This is a genomic window from Chloracidobacterium sp. (genome assembly GCA_016720705.1).
Taxonomy (GTDB): domain Bacteria; phylum Acidobacteriota; class Blastocatellia; order Pyrinomonadales; family Pyrinomonadaceae; genus OLB17.
Genome location: JADKKB010000007.1, coordinates 1,168,423 through 1,191,921, shown reverse-complemented (window position 1 = coordinate 1,191,921; position 23,499 = coordinate 1,168,423). Strand labels below are relative to the sequence as shown.

The following is a 23,499-nucleotide window of genomic DNA, read 5'->3' as shown; positions in this document are numbered from 1 at the left end:
AGAAAGCCAAAATGGAAGTGGTCAATCGTGTCCAATAGTTTACTTCCTTACTATTCTTAAGATTCAAAACTACTTCAAAGGTCGTCTATTGCCGAGCGCAACTTCTCATTAACGGTTTCGGCGGTGCTGGCAAGTTGCGGATTCTCGGCGACCGCAAGCATTTTCTTGGCATCGATCGCCGCGACCACTGAGCCATTTCCTGACTCATAAACAATGATGTTACACGGGAGGAGCAAGCCGATCTGTAGATCCTCCTGCAAGGCCGTATGAGCCAGTCGCGGATTGCACGCCCCTAAAATTACATATTTCCGGAATTCAATATCGAGCTTATCCTTAAGCTTCTCCTTCATATCGATCTCGGTCAACACACCAAAGCCCTCTTTTTGAAGGGTTTCGCGGATTCGCGTTAAGGTTTCTTCAAACGGAGTTTCTACTTCACGACAATAACCATAGTTTTGTGCTTTTTGCGATTTCATACGGTATACAATCTCCTGGTAATCCCAAAATTGACTATTCGATCTCAGATATCCGTGCAGTATCAGTTTGCAAACGAATTACAGCAATGCCTAAGATGAGCGTTGCCGCAACAATTGAGCTCGCTCCAAGAACAACCAAAATCGGCGGCAGTCCTAAATATATTTCAGATAGGATTCCGATCGGCATCAGCAAACCCGCTAGAGCAAGGTAAGAAACCCATTTTGCTGCAGTCTTTCCGATGGGCAGAGTCATTATCAGATAACCGAAAAGGACGTTCAGAAATGCGAAAAGATTTCCGTGAACGTGGGCGAGGCGTGCTTCGAAATGTGGATGAACCGCGTAGATTGCAATCCACCCTTCCTTGTCCGGAGCGAGATCCCGGGCGTAGATCAGATAAAAACCGTAAAGCATAAAGCCAGCCATCACGATCAAACCAACGCCGATATTGATTTTGCCCGTTGTGTGCTTTTGCATCGCTCGATCTCCTACTGCTCTATCTTACTTCTCTTGCGTTAAAGAAAAAATACTTTGTTCAATAGCCCGGATCTCGTGTTCAACATTTACAGGGATCTCGTAGGCGGCCAGTTTGTTTAAGACGAACTTTTCGTTGCCAATTGAAAACTCAATTTTTCCTTCCAGAACGATGAGGGTGGTTCTCAAGCCGGCTTTATGTTTTGACATAACCTGTCCTTGTTTGAGTCCGACGGCTTTTAAGTTCAGCTTTTCCGAACTGATGACGGATAGGATCGCGGGCTTTTCGCTGTTGAATTTCAGCCCGCTCTTTATGTTTAACACTTTCTCAGCTTCGTTGGCCCCATTGGCCTTAACTGCCGACTTGCTCTCGTTCTTAGCCGGAACCGAATTTACGACTTTAGATCCATCTTGAGCGGCGGCGTTATTTGTTGCCAGAAAGACCACACATACCAAGAGGCCTGCAATTAGTGAAATCAATTTAATTGTTTTCATACCTTTTTCTCCTTAAAAGTGGACTTGCTATATAACTATATAACTACTGAGTCGCAATAACTATGATTTGAATCATATTTCGTTAATTAATTCTCATTTATGATCGAATGCGGCGATCGTTCCTTGGGAAGTTCAAAATGACCCATTTATCGTTTTGCCTCAGATCGAAAAGTTTTTCTTCTTGTTCTGACCGGAAACCTTTCGCTTGTTGCACTAATAATGGCAGAATAACGAGAAATGGAGTAGAAAATTAATAAAATAGAATTAAGGATCATTATGTCAAAGCCGCTAATGCCTGTTCCGCTTAAAGTTGATTTCGCCAAACCGCTCGACGTTTTGTTTATATGTCATTCAAGCATTGCAACAAATCTAGAGACGCTTCGCAGAGCCAGTGAAAGTTTACGCACGATCGACGAAAGTGACCTGAAAGACGTTTTTGCGACGATCGATGCGGCACTCACGGAGTTTGCCACTGTCGGCGTTACACACGCGATGGACGAGGATCAATCGCTTTTTCCGAGGATGCGTGAATACAGCGATACCGTTGTTTCAGATGTTTTCGAGGTCATCGGTCAGTTAGAGATGCAGCACAAAAGAGCAGCAAACATTGAAAATTCCTTAGCCAAGATGCTCTTAGGTTTCGCGACGGACGAAAATCTGGGAATGAACAAACTTGAACTCTTTTGTGACCTTAGCGAGAGTCTCTACGATATCTATCGCCCGCATATCCAGATGGAAAACGAATTTGTATTCCCATCGGCGGCACAAATATTGTCTCGTGAGGAATTGTTGGCAGTCGGCAGGGAAATGTATCAGCGACGACAAGTGACGCCAACGTCAATCACGCCGGACGAAGTGTGTTCGACAAACTGAATTGAATCTTTACGCTTTATTTGGTTTCGCCCCTAATACATCAGTGTATATGACTGATACTCCGGTAGTTGCTCAGATCAGTCCGGCGTTTTCAGCGCGTCGAATGGCCTCGAGGCGGGTGCGGGCGTTAAGCTTTTTCAGGACATGCTGGACGTGATTATTTACAGTGGTTCGGCTGATGAATAACTGCTTTGCAATATCTATCGTCGTTGTTCCTCTTGCGAGGTGGCGCAGAACCTCACATTCGCGTTCACTCAGACGAGTTTCACTTGTGGGGGCCCGTTTGGTGGAAGTTAACTGCTTGGCCTGTTCTGCCGGCAAACTCGTTTCATTTACCACAAAATCTCGGAGCAGTACTTCCATACGTTTTCTTAGATCGACAGGGCGAACTATGTGTATGGTGTACGGCGAAACCGCATTCTCCTCGTAAACAGCCAATATCGAAATATTGCACCATCGCTTACCTTGATCTGTGTTCAAACGCAGATCAAAGTTACGAACTGTTCGTTGATCGGCCGTGGCCTCTAGGATCGGACAGTCGTGCGAACAAAACTTGCCGCACTCATCATATCCGGCGATGATCGAACTACAACTCCGCCCAACAGCCTTGTCTGATTGAAGACCAAAAAAACTTTCCGCCGCCGAATTCCAGAATTCGATGTTGTGCATCCCGTTGACCGCAAATGCAGGATCTGCAGTGCTTTCGACAATTGCTTTTATCTCACGCTTCCGCATTTTATAAACAATTCAATCAAAGAAATGATGCGTTCTAATCATTGTTCAGCCTAGCACAAATCGTAATTATAAATAAGTAGATAAGAAGGTAATTTTATCGGTTGACAGAATATGCTTTTCTCAAAAACTACCGGTTACGGGATCAGAGCCTTGGCGTATTTAGCCAAGAACTCCCCAAATGACTTGTGTGGTTTACAGGAGATCGCAGAAAAAGAAGGAATTCCGTCGGCGTATCTCGGAAAACTCCTTGGCGATTTACGAAAGCATCAACTTTTACGCTCTGTGAAAGGGATTCACGGCGGTTATGAACTAGCAATACCGGCCGATTCGATCACACTTTGGGATGTTTATCAGATCTTGGATCCGTTGATAGATTTTGACCAGTGCATTCTCGGCCTAAACCATTGTGACAACAAATGTCCTTGTACCCTTCACAATTCGTGGATGCCGCTGAGAGAAAATTTTGTCAATTTGCTTAGAACTAAAACGATTGCGGACATTGTTGACTGAAGTTGTGAGATTAACCAGTTACTAACGTGCCACTCGACCGAGGGCTTGACGGTTGGCCCGAGAACGAAAAAAAGAAGGTGAGAAAAATGTCAAGAATAAGGCAGACAATATCAATAGCGGGGGTTTCGGTCGCACAAGCTTTCATAGCATTGTTGCTGTTGCTTTTGATCCCAAGCCTGGATGTTATGGCTCAGGATGCCGGCGCAAAATTGTTTGAATCAAAATGTTACAGCTGCCACAGCATCGGCGGCGGCGACAAGCAAGGCCCTGACCTGAAGGGTGTAACGGAACTCCGGACCAAGGAGTGGCTTGAAGAATATATTAAATCGCCGACGGCGATGGCCAAGAAAGATCCTGCCGCGGCGGATCTGTTCAAAAAGTTCGCACCGACGATCATGCCTGACCAGACGCTTTCGGCGGATGAATTTACCTCGTTGATCGAGCTAATTAGAAGTCTTACAGCAAAAAACGAGATGTTCGTCCCGGCCGGAGCAAAACTCGCAAGAGCGATACAGCCAGGTGATGTGGAAGGCGGCTGGGAGTATTTTACCGGCCGAAAGAGATTTGAGAACGGCGGTGTTTCGTGCGATTCGTGCCACACGGTGACGAATGTTGGTTGGCTTGGCGGCGGAACGCTGGGGCCAAATTTAACGGCCGCGAATATAAAATACCGTGATCCGGAACTGATCCTAATTTTGCAGAATCCAAATTTTCCGACGATGACGGAAATGTTTCGCGATCACAAGTTGACGGACGAAGAGATCGTTCAGCTTTTTGCTTACCTACAGAATTCAAAACTAGAAAATCCAAATGCCCCTGTCGTGGCAACGGCCCCGTCAGAAACCATCGATGCTAAATTCCTGGCCTTAGGTTTTGGGTTCTCAATACTGTCGCTAGTCGGTTTGAATTTCTACTGGCGCAAACGCCATCGAGCTGTCCGAGAAGAAATTGTGCGGAGGTCAAAAATATGAGTTGGATAAAGGATATGATCAGCCCCAAGACACGTGGCTGGGAAGAATTTTACCGTAATCGCTGGCAGCACGACAAGGTAGTCCGCAGCACCCACGGCGTGAACTGTACGGGCGGATGCAGTTGGAATATCTACGTTAAACAGGGCATCGTTACCTGGGAAATGCAGGCTCTGGATTATCCGCTCTTAGAGGAAGGTCTTCCGCCCTATGAGCCACGTGGTTGCCAACGCGGTATCTCATATTCGTGGTATCTGTACAGCCCGATCCGGGTGAAATATCCATATCTGCGCGGAGCTTTGCAAGACCTCTGGAGAGCGGCACGTGAAAAGCACGCTGACCCGATAAAAGCCTGGGAATCGATAATGGAGAACCCCGAATCACGGGCACGATTCCAGCGGGCGAGGGGCAAAGGTGGTTTCCGCCGAGCAAGTTGGGACGAGGTTCAGGAGATCATCGCTGCATCGTGTATATATACGATCAAAAAATTCGGTCCCGATCGCATCACAGGATTTTCGCCGATTCCGGCAATGTCGTTTTTGTCCTACGCCGCCGGCTCACGTTTTCTGCAGCTAATGGGCGCCGTCAATCTGAGCTTTTACGATTGGTACTCGGATCTGCCGCCCGCATCGCCCGAAGTTTGGGGTGAGCAAACGGACGTTTGCGAAAGTGCCGACTGGTATAACTCAAAGTTTCTGGCAGTGATGGGTTCCAACCTCAATATGACCCGCACGCCCGATTGCCATTTTGCCGCTGAGTCCAGACATAACGGGACCAAAATGGTTGTCTTTGCACCAGACTTTAATCAGGTTGCTAAGTACGCTGACCAATGGGTTCCGGTTCTCGCCGGACAAGACGGAGCGTTTTGGCAGGCGGTCAATCACGTTATCCTGAAAGAATTTCACCACGACAAGCAGACGCCATACTTCATCGATTATGGAAAGCAATATACAGATTCACCGTTCCTCGTCGAGTTAGTAAAAACTGAAGGCGGCTACGAAGCCGGCCGGTTGCTCAGGGCAAACAAATTATCCAATTACAAAGACGAAGAGAACGGCGAATGGAAATTCCTGATCTGGGATGAACTTTCGGATTCGCCGAAAATGCCGAGCGGCACCGTCGGACATCGTTGGGGGGAACAGCAGGGCAAGTGGAATCTTGAATTCAAAGACCCGTCTGACGATTCGGACATCTTGCCGAAATTGACGCTGATCGATGGCGACAAAAACAATGTTGAGGTCGTAACTAGAGAGTTTGGCGAAGGGACCGTTGCAAAGCGCGGCGTTCCGACCCGGACGATCGAAACAGAAGATGGCCCGGTCATTGTTGCCACCGTCTATGACCTGATGATGGCCCAATTCGGCGTCGATCGCGGCCTTAGCGGCGAATATCCGGCGGATTACGACGATGAAAGCCGCGCATACACTCCGGCTTGGCAGGAGAAGTTTACCGGTATTGACCGTAAGACGGTTATTAAATTTGCCCGCGAGTGGTGTGTCACCGCCGAAAAGACCGAGGGTAAATGTATGGTGATCATCGGTGCGGGCATCAACCACTGGTATCACAACAATTTAATGTACCGCTCCGCGATCACCGCCCTGATGTTGACGGGTTGTGTTGGCAAAAATGGCGGCGGATTGAATCACTATGTCGGCCAGGAGAAACTAGCTCCGGTCGCCCCGTGGTCAAATCTGGCTTTTGCCAAAGACTGGATCTCGGCTTCGCGCCTGCAAAATGCGCCATCCTGGCATTACATAAACAGTGAGCAATGGCGATATGAGCGAGAGAGCTCAGTCTATGCTCCGATCCCGGAAAATACTGCAGTTGGGGCTACGGCGGACATTGCCAAGGGGCATACCGCGGATACGCAAGTGCAGGCCGTGCGAAACGGCTGGCTACCGTTCTATCCACAATTTGAGAAACCAAATCATCAAATTCTGGACGAGGCAAAGGCGGCCGGTGCCACATCTGATGAGCAGATCTCAAAATATGTGGTCGATCAACTGAAAGACAGGAAACTGCAATTTTCTGTTGAAAATCCGAGCAAGCCCGAAAATTTCCCGAGAGTGTGGTTCATCTGGCGCGGCAACGCACTTATGGCCAGTGCCAAGGGACACGAGTATTTCCTTAAGTACTATCTCGGAACACATCACAACGACGTTGCTGACCAGTGTGCTGAGGGCTCGGTAAAGGACATAAATGTTTCAGTTCCTGCAGCCGAAGGCAAGATGGATCTGGTCATTGACCTAAATTTCCGGATGGACACATCCGCTCTCTATTCGGACATCGTTTTGCCGGCTGCGACGTGGTACGAAAAAGCGGATATGAACTCGACGGATATGCACTCGTTTATCCATCCGCTTTCGGAGGCGGTCCCGCCAGCTTGGGAATCACGAAGCGACTGGGAGATCTTTCGCGGTTTGGCCAAAAAGGTCAGCGAATTGTCGCAAGAGCACCTCCCGAATCCGGTAGCAGATATGGTGATGGTGCCGCTGCAGCACGATTGTCCGGATGAAATTGCACAGCCGCATATCAAGGACTGGGCGAAGGGCGAATGCGAGGCGATTCCCGGTAAAACGATGCCACACATCAAATTCGTCGAGCGCGATTATGTGAATCTTTATAATCGGTTCATCTCTTTCGGACCGCTTGCACGAAAGGGGTTGGGCGCACACGGTGTCAAGTATGACGTCGAAGACATCTACGACGATGCAGTGACATCAAGCCGGACACCGGTCGAAGAATGGGGCGGCAACACATACCCGTCATTGAAACGTGCCGAAGATGCGGCAAATATAATTCTCCAATTTGCACCCGAAACGAATGGTGAATTGGCGTATCGCGGCTACAAATACATTGAGACAAAGGTCGGCCGTCCTCTCGCAGATCTAGCGGAAAAGAGCCGCAGTTCGCGAGCCACGTACAAAGACCTGCAGGCTCAACCCCGCCGCGTTATTAACAGCCCTGTCTGGTCAGGGTTGGTCACCGATGGCCGGGCGTACGCCCCGTTTACCTATAACTACGAAAAACTCGTACCGTGGAGAACACTGACGGGCCGACAGCATTTCTACCAAGATCAGGAAGGCTACATAGCGTTTGGTGAGAATCTACCGACGTACAAACCTTCGCCGCTTCCGGCAGTTTTTGGCGATCTCAAGAATAGCCCGACCGACGGCAGGGTCAAGGCTTTGAATTATCTGACGCCGCACGGCAAGTGGCACATCCACTCGACCTATTCGGACAATCACCGGATGATGACACTCTCGAGAGGTTGCGAACCGCTCTGGTTGAACAACGAGGATGCCGTTGATCTCGGGATCAATGACAACGATTGGGTCGAGGCATATAACGACAACGGCGTGGTTTGTACACGTGCGATCGTCTCTCACCGAATTCCTAAAGGTGTTTGCATTCAATATCACGCACCTGAACGAACTCTGGACATCCCGAAATCGCCGCTTCGTGGAAACAAGAGAGCTGGTGGACACAACAGCTTGACCCGCATTCGTCTAAAGCCCGTCCTGATGATGGGCGGCTACGGTCAATACACTTTCCACTTTAATTATTGGGGGCCGACCGGCGTGAATCGCGACACTTTTATTATGGTCAGAAAATTGGACAAGGTCACTTACTAGAGAAAGGGGGAAATTGTTATGGACGTCAGATTACAAACTTCGATGGTCTTTCACTTAGATAAGTGCATTGGCTGCCACACTTGTTCAGTTGCCTGTAAGAATGTCTGGACCGACCGTAAAGGTGCCGAGTATATGTGGTGGAATAATGTCGAAACCAAGCCCGGTACCGGCTATCCGACCGCGTGGGAAGATCAGGAAAAATATAACGGCGGTTGGAAGAAAAAGGACGGTGCACCGGATCTGAAAATGGGCGGAAAGAGCTCGCGGCTCTTAAACATATTTCATAATCCGGACTTGCCCAAGCTCGATGATTATTACGAGCCGTGGACTTACGAGTACGAAGAGCTATTTGACGCACCCGAGGGAGCAGACCAGCCGACAGCCCGCCCTATCTCTCTGATCACGGGCGAGTACATGAACATCGAGGCCGGGCCGAACTGGGACGACGATCTGAGCGGTTCCCCGATCTATGCGGCAAATGACCCGAATTTGTCCAGCCTGACCGAGCAGCAGAGAGAGGAGCTATTTGATATCGAAAAGCTTGTCTTCTTTTATTTGCCGAGAATTTGTAACCACTGCCTGAATCCGGCTTGTGTCGCGGCGTGTCCATCGGGCGCGATCTACAAACGCGGCGAAGACGGCGTTGTTTTGATCAATCAGGACAAATGCCGTGCGTGGCGTATGTGCGTAACCGCGTGTCCTTACAAAAAGACCTTTTATAACTGGTCAACCGGCAAGAGCGAGAAATGTATACTTTGCTTCCCGCGTCTCGAAACGGGACAGGCTCCGGCTTGCTTCCATTCCTGCGTCGGCCGCATTCGTTACCTGGGCGGTTTGCTCTATGATGCGGACAGACTCACTGATTCGGTAAACGTACCAGACGGACAATTGGTTGACTCACACCGCGACATCATTCTTGACCCGAAAGATCCGAAGGTTAGGGAAGCTGCCAGAAAGAACGGTATCGATGACCGAACGCTCGAAGCGATCGAACGCTCACCGGTCTATAAATATGTGAAGGAATGGAAATTGGCACTGCCGCTCCACCCGGAATTCCGGACATTGCCGATGCTGTTCTACGTCCCGCCGATGTTACCCGTGATGGCAGAAACGACTGACGGCGTCTATGACACGGCCAATGATGAACTCTTTAGCCCGATCGAAAAAGCCCGTCTGCCTATCGAGTATATGGCGAGCCTCTTTTCAGCCGGAAACGTCGATCACGTCTCCTATGCGTTGAAGAAGCAGTATGCCGTACGCTTATTCAAAAGGCTCGAGACGGTCGGCGATGTATCCAAAGAGGTCGTTCAATACGCTCTGGATGAGTGCAATATGACCCCCGAAGAGGCCGAAGCAATCTATCGTCTGACCTCATTGCCCACGATGGACGAACGAGTGGTGATCCCACCGTCACATCGCGAAGAAGCGTTGGCGATGCTCAATGACAATATGTGGGAAGAAAAGGGCAGTGCCGGACTCGGACGTCGGCAGCTTCCGGTACGCGGAGCATAAATTCCGGAGAGGGCTTATGTCAAAAAATCAGGTTCAAATTACTAGAAATTCAACGTCAAAGATCGAGCCATTCGAAACGGGTGAAACGATTATTTTGACAGGCGAAGAAACTGAATTGCTCTATTCTCTGGCAAGTGTCCTGGAATATCCGACCGAGGATTGGTATGGAACGTTGGAGCGATGCAAAGCACTGAGCCTATTAGCAGACCGTGCCGGAAACGAACATTTTTCGGAGTTTTGCCGGGAGATCCACGAGCTTCCGCTTGTGGAGTTGCAGGAGCTTTACACGCGTAACTTCGATCTCAATCCGGTCTGTGCGTTAGAGGTCGGATATCACCTATTCGGCGAAGATTACAAACGCGGCGAATTTCTCGCCCGCTTGCGCGAAAGTGAAAATCCATACGAGCTTGGCCAGGCAATGCAATTGCCGGATTTCCTGCCGGTCGTGCTGCGGTTAATGTGCAAGTTGGACGACGCTGAGGAGAGGGCAGGGATGATCGGCTATTGCCTGATCCCGGCTCTAAATAAGATGACCGAAGCGTTTGCGAAAAAGACAAATCCATACGGACACCTTATTCGGTTTGTGCTTGAAACACTGAAACAAATTGCCGAAAACTCGATTAAGACGACGGATGAGACAAAGGAAGTGAGGTATCAATATGCTTGAGTATATTCTTTATGTTTGGTTGCCATATACAGCAGTGGCGGTGTTGGTCGTCGTGTCGATCTACCGCTTTGTAACTAATAAATTTTCGTATTCAAGCCTCTCCTCACAATTTCTCGAAAGCGACGAGTTGTTCTACGGTTCTGTTCCGTGGCATATAGGGATAATCGTGGCGCTGACCGGCCACTTGATAGGCTTTCTGATCCCGCAACAGATCTTATCGTTTAACAGCGACCCGATCCGCCTCTATATTCTGGAGGTCACAGGGCTTGTATTCGGGTTGATGTCGCTGATCGGGATCGTCAGCCTATTTTGGCGTCGAGTGAGTACGCCCAAGATAAGGGCGGTCACGACCGTGATGGATATCGTCGTCCTCGTCCTGCTGCTGTCACAGGTGTTTCTGGGGGTTTACATCGCTCTGTTTTATCGCTGGGGCTCGTCTTGGTTTGCCGCTACGGCGGTACCCTATCTGTATTCACTTTTCATGTTTCAGCCGGATCTGGCGATGGTCCGGCCAATGCCCCTGATGTTCAAGCTCCATATTATCGGGGCGTTCCTGATCCTTTTGGTATTTCCGTTTTCAAGGCTCGTCCATATGGTCTCGCTGCCTATCACATACCTGTGGCGGCCATATCAGCTCGTACGTTGGAATTGGGACCGTAAAACGATCCGCGGACAATACACGCGACACGATCCGAAAGCCGCCGGACAGACAAAATAATATAGTCCGAAATGCCGCTTGATGTTTGAGGTAAATATGAGTCTGAGAACATTAAAGATCCTCTCGATCCTGATAACGCTTATCGGTGTGTTTGTTGTTTGGGCAAACGGAACCTTTAGGCAATACAGCGATCAGAGTGGATATCAGCCGATCCAGCCGATCAACTTTTCGCACAAGATCCACGCGGGCGACAACAAGATCAACTGCACCTACTGTCACTCAACTGCTGACAAGTCCAAAGCCGCGGGTATTCCGACCGCGACAAGCTGTATGAATTGTCATACCAAGGTCCTGCCGGATTCGCCCGAGGTGCAAAAGATAGTCGCCGCCTTACAAAATGATCAGCCGATCGAGTGGGTGAAGGTAAATGATCTGGCGGACTTTGTCACGTTCAATCACAGCCGGCACGTCACCGCCGGAGTAGATTGCAATACGTGCCACGGGCCGGTTGAAACTATGGAGAAGGTTTCACAATTCAGCAATTTCTCGATGGGATCGTGTGTCACCTGTCATCGTCAAAATCAGGGTGTAGCTTTGGATCCTAACGGCCCATTCCAAAATGTACCGGAACGGCTCCAACAGACGCGTATGGCACCGACGGACTGTTCCGCGTGTCATCACTAGAGGATATTGATTTGTGATCGCTGTCGCACACGATGGACAGTGTTGGAAATAACAACGGGTTAAATTCTATGAAAGGCGAAAAACTCTGGGAACAATTTTTAGAATTGGACGAAAACGGAAAGCCGGTTTCGGAAAAAAGCTCGATCGCGGGTATCTCACGACGTTCTTTTTTGGCGGCACTCGGTTATACGGCGGCCGGAGTAACACTGCTGAGCTGCCGCGTTCCGGAGCAAAAGATCATTCCGAATCTCAAGCAAGCTCCGGAGGAAAAGCCCGGGATCGCAAATTGGTACGCGTCAACCTGTTCGGGCTGTAGTGCCGGTTGCGGCACGCTCGTAAAGGTCCGCGACGGACGCCCGATCAAGGTCGAGGGCAATCCTGAGCATCCGATCTCGAAGGGTGGATTATGTTCCGTGGCACACTCGCTCGTGTTTAGCTTGTACGATTCCGAACGCATACAAAAGCCTCTGGCGGCCGGCAAGGAAGTAGCGTGGAAAGACATTGATGTCCAAATGACGGAGAAACTGTCCGCCGTCAAACAAACCGGTGGCAAAGTTAGATTTCTGTCACAAACTGTAATCAGCCCGACCTCTAAAGCAACGATAGATAAATTTTTGACCGGTTTTAAGGATGGCAAGCATATCGTATACGAATCAGCGTCTACATCTGCCGTCGCCCTTGCACACACGCGGACACACGGCGCCGGTGCGACACCCGTCTTTCATTTTGACCGGGCAAAGGTGGTGGTCGGATTCGACGCAGATTTTCTGGGGACTTGGATCTCGCCGGTTCAGTTCACCAAAGACTATTCAACCGCACGCGACCTGAAGAAGGGTCAGAAGGAGATGTCACGGCACATACAATTTGAGTCGCGAATGTCTCTGACCGGAGCAAATGCCGATAAGCGTATAAAACTTTCATCTGCGGAGGAAGCAGAAGCGTTACTTTTCCTTTCAAAGACACTCGTTGAGAAGGGAAACCAACCTAACCCTGCAACTGTAAAACTGACAACGCTCGAAACTCCTGCACTTTCTCCGCAGATGAGGAAAAATATCGAAACGACCGCGGACGAACTCCTCGCTCACAAGGGCGAATCATTGGTCGTCTCCGGGTCAAACGATGCTGACATACAACAGATCGTTAATGTGATAAATCAGTCACTCGGTAACTACGGCAAGACGATCGATATTGAGATCTCCACGCGTACGCCCCAATCCGGTGATCAGGAATTTGTCAGCTTGCTCGACGAGATGAAGAAAGGCGAGGTCGCCGCACTCTTTGTCCTCAATGCCAACCCGGCCTACGATTACTTTGCATCAGCAGATTTCAGCGAAAATCTGAAAAAGGTGCCGCTCAAGGTGTCATTTAGCCCAACCCTGGATGAGACGGCCTCCCTGGCTGATTTTAATTGCCCAAATCATCATTCGCTTGAGGCTTGGGACGACGCCGAGACCGTCCGCGGTACGTACAGCTTCAATCAGCCTACGATCGCACCACTTTTTGCCACAAGGGCTTACCAGGAGAGTCTGATGCTCTGGAGCGGCGACAACCGCAGCTACTATGAGGCTCTGCGTGCGAATTGGCAGGGAACGCTCTTTACAAAACAAACGAAGCAGCCAAAATTTGATGATTTCTGGGACAAAACTCTTCAAGACGGCGTTTTTGTTGCTGACGCGGCCGCCGGTGTAGCCTCCCAGGCCGGATTTAACGCTGTTGGATTAGACGACGCGATCGGCCGCGTAAAGTCCAGACAAATTTCGGGGTATTCGCTCGCACTTTATCAAAAGATAAGCATTCGGGATGGCCGATACGCCAACAGCCCCTGGCTGCAGGAATTGCCCGACCCGATAAGTAAAACAACCTGGGATAATTATGCTTGCGTTTCCCCCGAAACTGCTGCGAAATTGAATCTATCCGAGGGACAGATAGTCTCGATCAAAAAGGAAAACAAGGCGATCGAATTGCCGGTTTTGATCCAGCAAGGACAGAGTGACGACTGTATCGCAGTCGCCCTCGGGTACGGCCGTGCCAAGGCCGGCAAGGCCGGAAACAACATTGGAGCCAACGCCTTCCCATTTGTCGAATTTGTTAACGGAACCTTTCGCTATCAGGCGGCAAACGTAACCATAGAGCCGACCGGCAGATCCACCACTCTGGCAAAAACTCAGCAAGCAGAGTCTGCTCTCGGCCGACCGCTTGTTGAGAATATTACGATCTCGCAATACGTCAGCGGAAAGCACGATATCAAGCATCCTGAATTTGAGAAGCTGTTTGCCGCACACGATTATCCGGTACACAAATGGGGGATGGCGATCGACCTCTCCGCCTGCACGGGTTGTAACGCGTGCGTCCTGAGTTGCCAGGCCGAAAACAACTCGCCTGTTGTGGGCAAGGCCGAGGTGGCAAAGACCCGCGATATGCAATGGCTCAGGATCGATCGGTATTACAAAGATACGCCCGATGGCGTCCAGGTCGATTTTCAGCCGCTGCCCTGTATGCAGTGCGAAAATGCGACGTGTGAAATGGTTTGCCCGGTGCTGGCAACTGCACACAGCAGCGAGGGCCTCAATATGCAGGTCTATAACCGCTGTGTCGGCACCAGATACTGTGCCAATAACTGTGCCTACAAGGTTCGCCACTTTAACTGGTTCAACTATGAGCACGAGGATCCGATCGCAAATCTTGCGCTCAATCCGGACGTCACGGTCCGCACCCGCGGCGTGATGGAAAAATGCACGTTTTGCGTTCAGCGGATCGAGGAAAAGAAGATTCACGCCCGCAACGAGGGTCGGCCGATCAAGGACGGCGAGATCCAGACAGCGTGCCAACAGAGTTGTCCGGCAAACGCAATTATCTTCGGCGATATGACGGATCTGGCAAGTATGGTCAATGAGAATAAAAAGAACGGTAGAGATTACCTCTTACTCGAAGAGCTAAATACAAAACCGGCCGTCAGCTATCTCGCAAAAGTTAGCAACCGCGAAGAAACCAAGGAGGAGCATTAAGATGGCAATGACGCTCGAACAAATCGATCTATCGAGAGATGAGATCAGGTTGCGCGACGAGGTGGCGCGAATAACGGAGCACGCGGTCGTTGCGCCGATCCGTGATCCGCTCGTCACAGGCGACAGAACCTATGCTGATGTCTCTAACGACATCAATCTGATACACGAACGCAAGGCCGGGACCGGGTGGTGGATCGCATTTGGCATCGCCGTGACGCTATTGACCGTTGGGGTCATTGCGGGTTATCTGACGGTCACGATCGGAATCGGCACCTGGGGCCTGAACCGGACCGTCGGTTGGGCTTTCGATATTACCAATTTTGTTTTCTGGATCGGTATCGGCCACGCCGGAACGTTTATCTCAGCGATCCTCTATCTTTTTAATCAGAAATGGCGAACCTCGATCAATCGTTCGGCCGAGGCGATGACACTGATCGCCGTGATGTGCGCGGGCCTTTTCCCGATCATACATATGGGGCGGCCGTGGCTCTTCTATTGGTTTCTGCCGTATCCCAACACACGCGGGTCGCTCTGGGTCAATTTTCGGTCGCCGCTGCTCTGGGACTTTTTTGCAATTTCAACGTATTTCACTATCTCGCTGGTGTTTTGGTACCTCGGATTACTACCTGACATTGCGACGGCCCGAGATCGATCAAAAATAAAGTGGCGAAAGAAATTTTACACGATCCTGAGCCTCGGCTGGAACGGTTCAAATCGGACCTGGTGGCGCTACGAGACCGTTTACGGCATCCTCGCCGCACTGGCAACGCCGCTCGTACTTTCGGTTCACAGCATCGTTAGCTTTGACTTTGCGACCTCGGTGATCCCGGGTTGGCACTCAACCATCTTTCCGCCCTACTTTGTAGCCGGTGCCATATTTTCGGGTTTTGCAATGGTGATGACCCTGATGATCCTGGTGCGCAAGATAATGCATCTGGAAAATTACCTGACCATCGATCACTTTGAAAAGATGTGCAAGGTGACGCTCCTCACCGGTTCGATCGTCGGACTGTCATATTTGACCGAGCTCTTTATAGGCTTTTACAGCGGTAGCCCGAGCGAGCTATTTATGATCATAAACCGCTTGTTCGGCCCGTACGCCTGGGGCTACTGGATAATGTTTACCTGCAACGCACTGATACCGCAACTCCTGTGGTTCAAGCGTCTGCGACGCTCGATCCCGATGATTTTTGTGCTCACGCTATTTGTAAATCTCGGTATGTGGTTTGAGCGGTTCGTGATCATTATGGTCAGCCTGCATCGCGACTATCTGCCGTCGAGTTGGACCTACTACATCCCGAGTCCGGTCGAGATCGGGTTGCTGATCGGTAGTTTTGGACTATTCTTTACGGCGTTTCTGTTGTTCCTAAGGATATTCCCGATAATTGCCACCAGCGAAATAAAGGGGGTTTTAAGATATGCGAAACACTAAAAACAAACGCGTTCGCTATACCGCCGGCTATTTTACGAACGAAGATGATCTAAAAGCGAGTGCGGCCGAGGCTCGGTTGCGGGGCTTGGATATCTACGATGTGTATTCGCCCTTTCCGATCCACGGAATGGATAAGGCGGTCGGGCAAAAGCCATCGCGGATCACGTGGGCGGCATTTGCCGGCGGCGTCGTCGGACTGCTGACGGCCATCATTACCCAGATCTGGACATCGGCCTATGACTGGGCACTCAATATCGGCGGCAAGCCGTTCTCGACGCCGCTGTTATTTGTTCCGGTCACGTTTGAGCTAACGGTATTGTTTGCGGGCCTGACATCGGTCCTGACCTTGTTTATCGTGTGCGGACTATGGCCCTTTAGCAAACGCATTAGTTTTGAGGGTGTCAATGATGACCGCTTTGTTCTGGTGCTACAGCAAACCGCCGCGAGCTTTGATCCGGAAAAGGCAGCCCAAATATTTGAAAAGTACAACGCGGAGAAAGTCATCCAAGGAGACCTCGAATGAATCGAACTCTTACAACGCTCGCGTATATTCTGCTGCCGATCGTCGTTGTCGGCGGGATGTGGGCTCTAAGCCGCGATGTGACACAACGCAATCGCGAATATCCGACCCAGATGGGCGATTCGCCCGCGTACCGCTCGCAGACCGCTAATCCGATACTGCCCAAGGGCGGGACGGATCAGCCGCCGGTCGCCGGAACTATCCCGCGTGGATCTATGCCGTTCCATTACGCCACGTCACCCGAGGAATCGATCCGTGCCGGCAAGGAACTGACCAATCCATTTGAGGCGTCGCCGGAAAATATCGCACGCGGAAAATACGTCTTTGACAACAACTGTGTCGTTTGCCACGGTGCTACCGGTATGGGCGACGGCCCCGTGATCCCCAAATACCCCAATCCTCCATCATATAAGACCGATACATCGCGGGCGTTACGCGACGGCGAATTGTTTTACATCATCACGCGCGGACGTCTGAATATGCCGCCGCACGAATCGCAGGTCTCGGCCGACGACCGTTGGAAATTGGTTCTATATATTCGCCAATTGCAAGCGGAGGTTAAGAACTAGCCTATGAATACCTTCATCACATCCAAAGAGAGAAATATCCTATACGCTTGTATCGCCATAGGCATCGCGGGTGTTATCTTCGGCCTGTTGTACGGCGAAAGGTTTTGGCAGTCATTTTTGCAAAACTCATTCTACTTTCTGACGCTTGCACTAGGCGGGGCCGTTTTTGTGGCCATCAACTATGTCGCCAACGCGGGTTGGGCCACCGTGGTCCGCCGCGTGCCCGAGGCGATGATGGGCTACTTGCCGATCGGTGCCATATCGATGCTGCTCATATTTTTTGGCCGGTCAGCGATCTACGAATGGACAAGCAAAACCTATTCGCACAACGGCCACGAGTTGACGTTTAAGAATGCATACTTGAGCCAGGGTTTCTTTTTTACCAGAATGGTCGTATTTCTGGCAGTGTGGATAATCCTGACCTATCTGATGCGGCGCGAGTCGCTGCGGCAGGACGCCGACGGCAACATCAGCCATACCAATAAGAATAAGACCTATTCCTCGATCTTCATCGCTACCTTTGCCATTACGTTTACCTTTGCCGTATTTGACTGGATAATGTCGATCGAGCCGATGTTTTTCAGCACCATCTACGCCTTTTATCATATGGCGGGTGTGCTGCTCGGCGGCAGTGCGACGATAACTATACTGGTGATATTGCTACGCCGCCGCGGATTTCTAAAGGAAGTCGGTGACCGGCAGATGCACGCGCTCGGCATACTCGTTTTCGGCTTTACGACATTCTGGGCATATATTTGGGTTTGCCAATACCTGCTTATCTATTACGCAAATATTCCCGAGGAAACGATCTATTACGTCACACGCACCTCCACCGAGGGCTGGTCAAACGTGTTTTTCCTAAGCCTCTTTCTAAATTGGGTGATACCGTTTCTGATGCTGATCAGGCGTAGCGTCAAATCTAATGAGAATTGGATGCTCGCGGCCTGTGGCATTATTCTGGTCGGGCGTTGGGTGGATCTGTACGTATTGATCTTTCCGCCATTTACACAGACCCCGTCGATCGGATTTGTCGACATTGCCCTGCCGATCGGCTTTGCCGCTATATTCCTGCTGACGTTTGTCAAAAATCTAAAGGCAGATAATATGATCCCGACCGGTGACCCGTACATTACCGAGAGTATGTGGCAAGAGAAATAGTCGCCTGATCCGGCCCCGGACGCCAACGCCGATCTCGAACGGTCTATGAGCGTCTCGCCCAGATCGAATCAACCACGGTATTTATCAAAATGGGGCGAAGGGCCTAAAAAGCCCGTCGCCCCATTCTCCATTCTCCATTCCCGACTCACCATTCACGATTCCCGATTCCCGATTCCCGATCCACCATTCACGATCCCCGACCCCACCTACACCGATCCGTAAACGACCGCTGAGTTCGAAAAATTTGAGACCGATTTGGCTCCGACGGCGCGGACCTTGTACTCATAGTACTGGCCGGGCGTGACGGGCGTATCGACGTGCCGCTGGCGGCGTGTAAGGGCGTGGATGCCCCAGTCGACCGTATCGCCGTGGCGCCGCCATATCTCATACACCACGCGGCCCGGCTTGTTATTGCCCGTAAATCGCATAGTGATCACCCCATTCGAATAGCCAAATGCCGACAGGTTCGTCGGGTCCTGGGCCGTGTAGGCCGTCGGCACCAGATCGGGGTAGTCAAATCCGGCGATAGCATACTGATCCTTTGGCGCGTTGCTGGCGATCAGCGTATCGCGAACCTGCTTGAGCAGTGCCATCACCGCACGCCGGGTCAGATTTTTTTGTGCGACGGCCGCAAGGCTTGCGTCGCGGGCGACCGCAGCAGCGGCCGCCTCGGTCTCGAGGTCGGTAGGCAGGCTGCCGAACGAGGTCGCTAGCGAGGCTGTCAAGTGGCTGTCCACTGCCGCGAGCGTCGTGCCGCCCAATTGTGTAAGTACGTTGCCGGCGAAACCCGCCAGATCGAGATCGCCCAATTTTCTGTAGTCCATATCTTATTTATTCTCCTTGTTGTCTATTGTGTATTTGTTTATGTAAGAAACGTCTATAACGTAATCTATAACAAATGTAGCATTACTAAATTGCACGTGTCAAGCATTATTTCATCTGTGCAACAAAAAAATATGTGACAGTTTTGCTTGACCGCTCATTCGCCGGGCTTGCTTTTAGCGCATCGACGCCCGACCGTGCGACAAAAACCGCCAAAAACTACACGATCCACCCCCGTTTTAACGCCAATTCCGGCCAAAACGCGCGCATTTTGCCCGAGATTGCCCGAGTTTCTGACCTAAACGGGCACGTTTCGCCGCGATACTGCGCCAAACTCCCGCTATTTCATCGCATTTCGCCCCAAAACCCGCGCACTTTCCCCATTCTCTCCTCATCTCCCTTTCTCGCCCACTCCCTCTACTCCCACACTCCCATTGTCCCTTCCGTCTGACACTCGTCACGAGTCACGATTCACCATTCACGATTCACGATTCACGATTCACTGCCCCCCCATTCTCCATTCACCATTCACGATTCACGAATAACGATTCACCATTCCCGATCCCCGATTCACCATTCCCGATTCACCATTCACGATTCACGAATAACGATTCACCATTCCCGATCCACCATTCCCGAATGCGCCTTGACTCTAACCGTTGCTAAAAATACACTTCAACCGGAGCTCGAGCAGATGGGCGAGACCTGCCGGCCCATCTCCTCCCCCCCCCCCCCGAACCCAGATTGGGGCGTTCTTGCGTGGATTTTCGGCCGGGGTTAATATTATTTTGGGCGAACTTATTCTGCTATAATCAAGCTTTGGCCTCTTTGTGTCTCCCCCCCAAACCTCCCTGGGAATGTCTGGGCGGCATTATTAAATATAATTGCGGTTCCATTTTATCTCCATTTTATCGGAATTGAGAGTTACGGCCTCGTTGGCGTGTTCACAACGCTACAATCGTTTGTTGCTCTGCTCGATTTAGGAATTTCGTCGACGATAAACCGCGAACTCGCACGGCTCTCAGGGCTACCCAACTCGACTCAGGAAATGCACAATGTTTCCCGAACGCTTTCAATTCCGAACTGGATATCAGCATTTGCAATCGCGACAGTCCTATCCATCCTGGCACCGGTCATTGCTCAATATTGGATTCATCCGAAGGAACTGAGCCTTGAAACCGTAACACAGGCTCTCCATATCATCGGCGTAAATATTGCAATCCAGTTTTCGATCAATTTCTACGCCGGCGGGCTGATGGGCTTACAAAAGCAGGTACTCTTAAGCGTCATCAATGGGATTTGCGCTACGCTACGATCAGTTGGGGCGTTGATAGTTCTTATATTTATATCGCAAACAATTCAGGCGTTTTTGTTATGGCAAACCTTTGTAATCGTTTTGCAGCTTTTGCTCTTGATGTCCACAATGGGACGAAGCCTTCCAGACGGCATGCCAGGTCAATTCAAATGGGATATTTTCAGTAAGATTTGGCGATTCGCTGCTGGAGTGTCCGGTATTTCGGTTTTGAGTTTGATCCTAAATCAAACGGATAAGTTAATACTTAGCCGGATGGTCGATCTTGAGCATTTCGGCTATTACATGCTTGCGGTAACTATTGCGTCAACGTCTATTGTAATGTTCGTTGGGCCATTATCTCACGCAGTATATCCGGAGTTTGCTCGGCTAATTTCTGCGAAAAATGAAAATGCCCTTACCGAGTTTTATCACCGTAGTTGTGAAACGGTTTCGGCTATCGTATTTCCGGTAACAGCCGTAATCGTTTTCTTTTCGTACGAGATATTGTTTGTATGGACCGGGAATCGGGAGATTGCAACGAACACATTCTTGATTTTGACTCTCATAGCTCTGGGGTCAGGGCTTAACGCTTCGATGTGGCCCCTTCATTTCCTCCAACTCGCACATGGCTGGACGTCGTTGGTCTTTAAGGTTGGCATTGCTTTGGTTGTGTTTGTGACTCCAGCGATTGTTTTCGGGGTCTATACTTACGGAGCAATTGGCGGGGCGGCGGGATGGGCTATTCTAACTGCTATCTTTATTCCTATTATGGTTCATATGATGCATAGACGAATACTACGGGGTGAGAAAACTCGTTGGTATCTCAAGGACTTTTTTGCGCCATTAATTGTCGCTGGAGGCGTAGCGGGCACTATGCGATTATTCCTCCCGATGGCTGAAACAAGGCTAGAAGTTCTCATCGAGTTGTTTGCCGTATCAACAATTACGCTTGTTGTAACAGTCCTAGCCACTACGGCGACCCGGAATTTCGTAGAGGCTTACTGGCGAAAAGCTCGTCAAGGTCGCAAATGAGCACATCTAGATGGATCGGATAAGTATCCGGACTGGATAAATCGGGAAATCAACAGTTGAAATTGAGGGCTGAAGGGTGAAAATATAAATGGCACCATATGTAAGTGATTCTCGCAGAAGTTTATATGGAGGGCGGTTGCGGCGACGAAGTTCCACGCGAAACCCAGTCGAGATGTTGCCGTGTCCCTGTCTTTCTACGACAATGAAAAGAGGAGCTGCCTAGTTTGTGATGATTGAAGACTTCAGACTTGTTTGCAAATATTTACTTGACGTTTATTATCGCATTCGTAACGACTTTGCGTTTTTTCGGTTCAAACATGCGTTTAGAGCACGATTTCCCGGCAGACGGCTATTTCCATCCTCAATCTTTGATCTGGACAAAATAAATGTAGGTCGTCACTCGTACGGCCCCTTGAATGTTCAAATGTTGAAGAATCCGAATCAAAGACTTGTAATCGGCGACTTCGTCTCAATTGCCCCGGAAGTTCTCTTTATTCTTGGAGGAAACCATCAGCATCAAACGCTCTCAACTTTTCCTTTCGCAGAGTTTGTACTTAACAACTCCGATTTGGAGCCACCTGAACTTAGTAAAGGGCCGATTCTTATTAAAGACGACGTTTGGATTGGCACGCGGGCAACAATCATGTCAGGTCTGACTATTGGGCAGGGAGCGATCGTCGCCGCTGGAAGCGTAGTGGTGAAGGACGTTCCGCCATACTCAATTGTTGCGGGAACACCTGCGAAGGTCATAAAGTATCGATTTGACGAACAAACAATTCGCTCTCTCTTAGCCGTTATCGATTACTCCAAACTGGACGACCATGACGTGGAGATGAATTTGCAACTCCTGAACCAACCACTTGAATCAGCCTTCGAAAGCATTACGAAACTGTTTCGCTAACTCAAATTTATGAGTTCCAATATCTCTATTTCGAATGAAAATGTATTTACAGAGCATGTATCTCGATGTCCCGTTTGCCTTTCGGATGGATCCGAACTACTTTTTTGGGGACGAGATCGGATGAACGATCTGCCTGGGCAGTTTGCGAATGTTCGTTGTTGCCAGTGTGGTTTGATACGGCTGTCGCCACGGCCGACGTCAGAAAAGTTGGGAAGTTTCTACCCGAATGATACATACTACAGTTATGGACAAAATTCCGTATCGCAAGAAACAGACTTTCCGATAAAGCAAGATATTCGCCGTTCGGTCATTGCCTCTTTTGGCTACCCGCTTCGAATAAATTCGAAGTTGGTTACGCTCGTCCGCCCCATAATTAACCGTTTTTTTCTAAGAAGGGCAGCATATGGATTTGGAAAACGTTTTCCTAAGTATGTTCCGAACGGCAGAGCATTGGACATCGGTTGTGGGAGCGGAGTGTTTCTCTCGATTTTGAAGCAATACGGTTGGAACGTACGCGGGCTTGAGCTAAAGCATGCCGCAGCCGACGCAGCGAAAGAAAAATTTGGAATTGATGTATCTGTCGGTGATTTAGCCGATGCTAACTTCGAAGAAGAATCATTTGACTATATTAGCTTTAATCACTCGCTCGAACATTTACCTAATATTATTGAAGTCCTAGGCCAAGTGAAAAAGCTACTTAAGCCCGACGGTCTCCTTTATGTTGAGGTTCCAAATGCGAATAGTTTAAGTCAGAGGATAAGCGGCAAATATTGGCTTCACTGGGATGTTCCTCGGCACTTGTACTCATTTACGCCGAAAACTCTCAAAAGCCTGATGAGGAAGACTGGATTTCAAGACTTGAAAATTGAAACTTTCCGTGCAGACTTCTATCTTTCTGATCTTCGCTATAGACGCGAAGAGGACTTGGGTTTTCATTTTGCGAGCGATAGTGACCTTCCGATGTCGGATCGTGTTCATGCTCATTTTCTCAAAATTCTGACCGATTTGTATTTTTTAATTTACAAGCAGAGTGGTGATTACATTTCGTGTTTTGCCCGCAAATAAACTTATTTGAGGTCGA

The 23,499-nt window shown here is 49.8% G+C and carries 21 protein-coding genes; 16 read left to right on the top strand and 5 right to left on the bottom strand.

Annotated elements, in window-relative coordinates:
* Positions 1-74: 74 nt before the first annotated feature.
* Genes IPQ00_12590 through IPQ00_12580 form a run of 3 tightly spaced genes read right to left on the bottom strand, consistent with a single transcriptional unit; the run spans position 75 to position 1,443 of the window.
* Positions 75-476 (bottom strand): DUF302 domain-containing protein, encoded by a 402-nt coding sequence (locus IPQ00_12590; protein MBL0241397.1) that lies wholly within the window; start codon positions 474-476, stop codon positions 75-77.
* Between the two features lie 34 nt (positions 477-510).
* Positions 511-951: a hypothetical protein gene (locus IPQ00_12585; GenBank protein MBL0241396.1), complete on the bottom strand. Its 441-nt coding sequence runs from the start codon at positions 949-951 to the stop codon at positions 511-513.
* 24 nt (positions 952-975) lie between these two features.
* Positions 976-1,443, bottom strand: a complete 468-nt coding sequence (locus IPQ00_12580; GenBank protein ID MBL0241395.1) for a hypothetical protein — start codon at positions 1,441-1,443, stop codon at positions 976-978.
* Between the two features lie 276 nt (positions 1,444-1,719).
* Here IPQ00_12580 and IPQ00_12575 point away from each other — a divergent pair, with 276 nt between their 5' ends.
* Positions 1,720-2,316 carry a hemerythrin domain-containing protein gene (locus IPQ00_12575; protein MBL0241394.1) on the top strand — a complete coding sequence of 199 codons (597 nt, stop codon included), beginning with the start codon at positions 1,720-1,722 and terminating at the stop codon, positions 2,314-2,316.
* A 72-nt stretch (positions 2,317-2,388) separates the two neighbouring features.
* Here IPQ00_12575 and IPQ00_12570 read toward each other — a convergent pair whose 3' ends face one another.
* On the bottom strand, positions 2,389-3,051 hold the full coding sequence (locus tag IPQ00_12570) for a PAS domain-containing protein (protein MBL0241393.1): 663 nt from the start codon (positions 3,049-3,051) through the stop codon (positions 2,389-2,391).
* Positions 3,052-3,162: 111 nt separating this feature from the next.
* On the opposite strand from IPQ00_12570, the gene IPQ00_12565 reads away from it, so the two are divergent.
* The 12 genes from IPQ00_12565 (at position 3,163) to IPQ00_12510 (ending at position 18,369) form a co-directional block, all read left to right on the top strand.
* The gene (locus tag IPQ00_12565; GenBank protein ID MBL0241392.1) at positions 3,163-3,561 is read left to right on the top strand and encodes an Rrf2 family transcriptional regulator; all 399 of its coding nucleotides are present in this window, start codon (positions 3,163-3,165) and stop codon (positions 3,559-3,561) included.
* 86 nt (positions 3,562-3,647) lie between these two features.
* Positions 3,648-4,532, top strand: coding sequence for a c-type cytochrome (locus IPQ00_12560; GenBank protein MBL0241391.1), 885 nt, complete (start codon positions 3,648-3,650; stop codon positions 4,530-4,532).
* The gene (locus tag IPQ00_12555; GenBank protein MBL0241390.1) at positions 4,529-8,164 is read left to right on the top strand and encodes a nitrate reductase subunit alpha; all 3,636 of its coding nucleotides are present in this window, start codon (positions 4,529-4,531) and stop codon (positions 8,162-8,164) included. Before IPQ00_12560 ends, IPQ00_12555 begins: the two co-directional genes overlap by 4 nt.
* A gap of 18 nt (positions 8,165-8,182) precedes the next feature.
* Positions 8,183-9,676, top strand: coding sequence for a nitrate reductase subunit beta (gene narH, locus IPQ00_12550; protein ID MBL0241389.1), 1,494 nt, complete (start codon positions 8,183-8,185; stop codon positions 9,674-9,676).
* Positions 9,677-9,692: 16 nt separating this feature from the next.
* Positions 9,693-10,343 (top strand): hypothetical protein, encoded by a 651-nt coding sequence (locus IPQ00_12545; protein ID MBL0241388.1) that lies wholly within the window; start codon positions 9,693-9,695, stop codon positions 10,341-10,343.
* Positions 10,336-11,061, top strand: coding sequence for a respiratory nitrate reductase subunit gamma (gene narI, locus IPQ00_12540; protein MBL0241387.1), 726 nt, complete (start codon positions 10,336-10,338; stop codon positions 11,059-11,061). Before IPQ00_12545 ends, narI begins: the two co-directional genes overlap by 8 nt.
* Before the next feature lie 36 nt (positions 11,062-11,097).
* Positions 11,098-11,685, top strand: a complete 588-nt coding sequence (locus IPQ00_12535) for a cytochrome c3 family protein (GenBank protein ID MBL0241386.1) — start codon at positions 11,098-11,100, stop codon at positions 11,683-11,685.
* Between the two features lie 68 nt (positions 11,686-11,753).
* A complete protein-coding gene (locus tag IPQ00_12530) occupies positions 11,754-14,690 on the top strand; it encodes a 4Fe-4S dicluster domain-containing protein (GenBank protein MBL0241385.1) in 2,937 nt (978 codons plus the stop codon).
* Between the two features lie 7 nt (positions 14,691-14,697).
* A complete protein-coding gene (gene nrfD, locus IPQ00_12525; protein MBL0241384.1) occupies positions 14,698-16,122 on the top strand; it encodes a polysulfide reductase NrfD in 1,425 nt (474 codons plus the stop codon).
* Complete coding sequence (locus tag IPQ00_12520) at positions 16,109-16,645, top strand: DUF3341 domain-containing protein (GenBank protein MBL0241383.1); 537 nt, start codon at positions 16,109-16,111, stop codon at positions 16,643-16,645. The genes nrfD and IPQ00_12520 overlap by 14 nt, the downstream gene beginning before the upstream one ends.
* Positions 16,642-17,211, top strand: coding sequence for a c-type cytochrome (locus tag IPQ00_12515; GenBank protein ID MBL0241382.1), 570 nt, complete (start codon positions 16,642-16,644; stop codon positions 17,209-17,211). Before IPQ00_12520 ends, IPQ00_12515 begins: the two co-directional genes overlap by 4 nt.
* Before the next feature lie 3 nt (positions 17,212-17,214).
* On the top strand, positions 17,215-18,369 hold the full coding sequence (locus tag IPQ00_12510; GenBank protein ID MBL0241381.1) for a hypothetical protein: 1,155 nt from the start codon (positions 17,215-17,217) through the stop codon (positions 18,367-18,369).
* Between the two features lie 206 nt (positions 18,370-18,575).
* Here IPQ00_12510 and IPQ00_12505 read toward each other — a convergent pair whose 3' ends face one another.
* Positions 18,576-19,193 (bottom strand): hypothetical protein, encoded by a 618-nt coding sequence (locus IPQ00_12505; GenBank protein ID MBL0241380.1) that lies wholly within the window; start codon positions 19,191-19,193, stop codon positions 18,576-18,578.
* 938 nt (positions 19,194-20,131) lie between these two features.
* Here IPQ00_12505 and IPQ00_12500 point away from each other — a divergent pair.
* From IPQ00_12500 to IPQ00_12490, 3 genes are all read left to right on the top strand, one after another.
* The gene (locus IPQ00_12500) at positions 20,132-21,517 is read left to right on the top strand and encodes an oligosaccharide flippase family protein (GenBank protein MBL0241379.1); all 1,386 of its coding nucleotides are present in this window, start codon (positions 20,132-20,134) and stop codon (positions 21,515-21,517) included.
* Between the two features lie 229 nt (positions 21,518-21,746).
* Entirely contained in the window at positions 21,747-22,418 is a 672-nt protein-coding gene (locus IPQ00_12495; protein MBL0241378.1) for a CatB-related O-acetyltransferase, read from the top strand.
* Positions 22,419-22,538: 120 nt separating this feature from the next.
* Positions 22,539-23,483, top strand: a complete 945-nt coding sequence (locus IPQ00_12490; GenBank protein ID MBL0241377.1) for a class I SAM-dependent methyltransferase — start codon at positions 22,539-22,541, stop codon at positions 23,481-23,483.
* Positions 23,484-23,499 lie beyond the last annotated feature (16 nt).

Excerpts from the sequence above, each read along its gene's own strand:
- IPQ00_12515 (MBL0241382.1), top strand. The coding sequence starts at position 16,642 with ATGAATCGAACTCTTACAACGCTCGCGTATATTCTGCTGCCGATCGTC.
- nrfD (MBL0241384.1), top strand. The coding sequence starts at position 14,698 with ATGACGCTCGAACAAATCGATCTATCGAGAGATGAGATCAGGTTGCGC.
- IPQ00_12495 (MBL0241378.1), top strand. The coding sequence starts at position 21,747 with ATGATTGAAGACTTCAGACTTGTTTGCAAATATTTACTTGACGTTTAT.
- IPQ00_12545 (MBL0241388.1), top strand. The coding sequence starts at position 9,693 with ATGTCAAAAAATCAGGTTCAAATTACTAGAAATTCAACGTCAAAGATC.
- IPQ00_12585 (MBL0241396.1), bottom strand. The coding sequence starts at position 951 with ATGCAAAAGCACACAACGGGCAAAATCAATATCGGCGTTGGTTTGATC.
- IPQ00_12510 (MBL0241381.1), top strand. The coding sequence starts at position 17,215 with ATGAATACCTTCATCACATCCAAAGAGAGAAATATCCTATACGCTTGT.
- IPQ00_12570 (MBL0241393.1), bottom strand. The coding sequence starts at position 3,051 with ATGCGGAAGCGTGAGATAAAAGCAATTGTCGAAAGCACTGCAGATCCT.
- narH (MBL0241389.1), top strand. The coding sequence starts at position 8,183 with ATGGACGTCAGATTACAAACTTCGATGGTCTTTCACTTAGATAAGTGC.
- IPQ00_12490 (MBL0241377.1), top strand. The coding sequence starts at position 22,539 with ATGAACGATCTGCCTGGGCAGTTTGCGAATGTTCGTTGTTGCCAGTGT.
- IPQ00_12535 (MBL0241386.1), top strand. The coding sequence starts at position 11,098 with ATGAGTCTGAGAACATTAAAGATCCTCTCGATCCTGATAACGCTTATC.
- IPQ00_12505 (MBL0241380.1), bottom strand. The coding sequence starts at position 19,193 with ATGGACTACAGAAAATTGGGCGATCTCGATCTGGCGGGTTTCGCCGGC.
- IPQ00_12565 (MBL0241392.1), top strand. The coding sequence starts at position 3,163 with ATGCTTTTCTCAAAAACTACCGGTTACGGGATCAGAGCCTTGGCGTAT.
- narI (MBL0241387.1), top strand. The coding sequence starts at position 10,336 with ATGCTTGAGTATATTCTTTATGTTTGGTTGCCATATACAGCAGTGGCG.
- IPQ00_12560 (MBL0241391.1), top strand. The coding sequence starts at position 3,648 with ATGTCAAGAATAAGGCAGACAATATCAATAGCGGGGGTTTCGGTCGCA.
- IPQ00_12590 (MBL0241397.1), bottom strand. The coding sequence starts at position 476 with ATGAAATCGCAAAAAGCACAAAACTATGGTTATTGTCGTGAAGTAGAA.
- IPQ00_12530 (MBL0241385.1), top strand. The coding sequence starts at position 11,754 with ATGAAAGGCGAAAAACTCTGGGAACAATTTTTAGAATTGGACGAAAAC.
- IPQ00_12580 (MBL0241395.1), bottom strand. The coding sequence starts at position 1,443 with ATGAAAACAATTAAATTGATTTCACTAATTGCAGGCCTCTTGGTATGT.
- IPQ00_12520 (MBL0241383.1), top strand. The coding sequence starts at position 16,109 with ATGCGAAACACTAAAAACAAACGCGTTCGCTATACCGCCGGCTATTTT.
- IPQ00_12555 (MBL0241390.1), top strand. The coding sequence starts at position 4,529 with ATGAGTTGGATAAAGGATATGATCAGCCCCAAGACACGTGGCTGGGAA.
- IPQ00_12575 (MBL0241394.1), top strand. The coding sequence starts at position 1,720 with ATGTCAAAGCCGCTAATGCCTGTTCCGCTTAAAGTTGATTTCGCCAAA.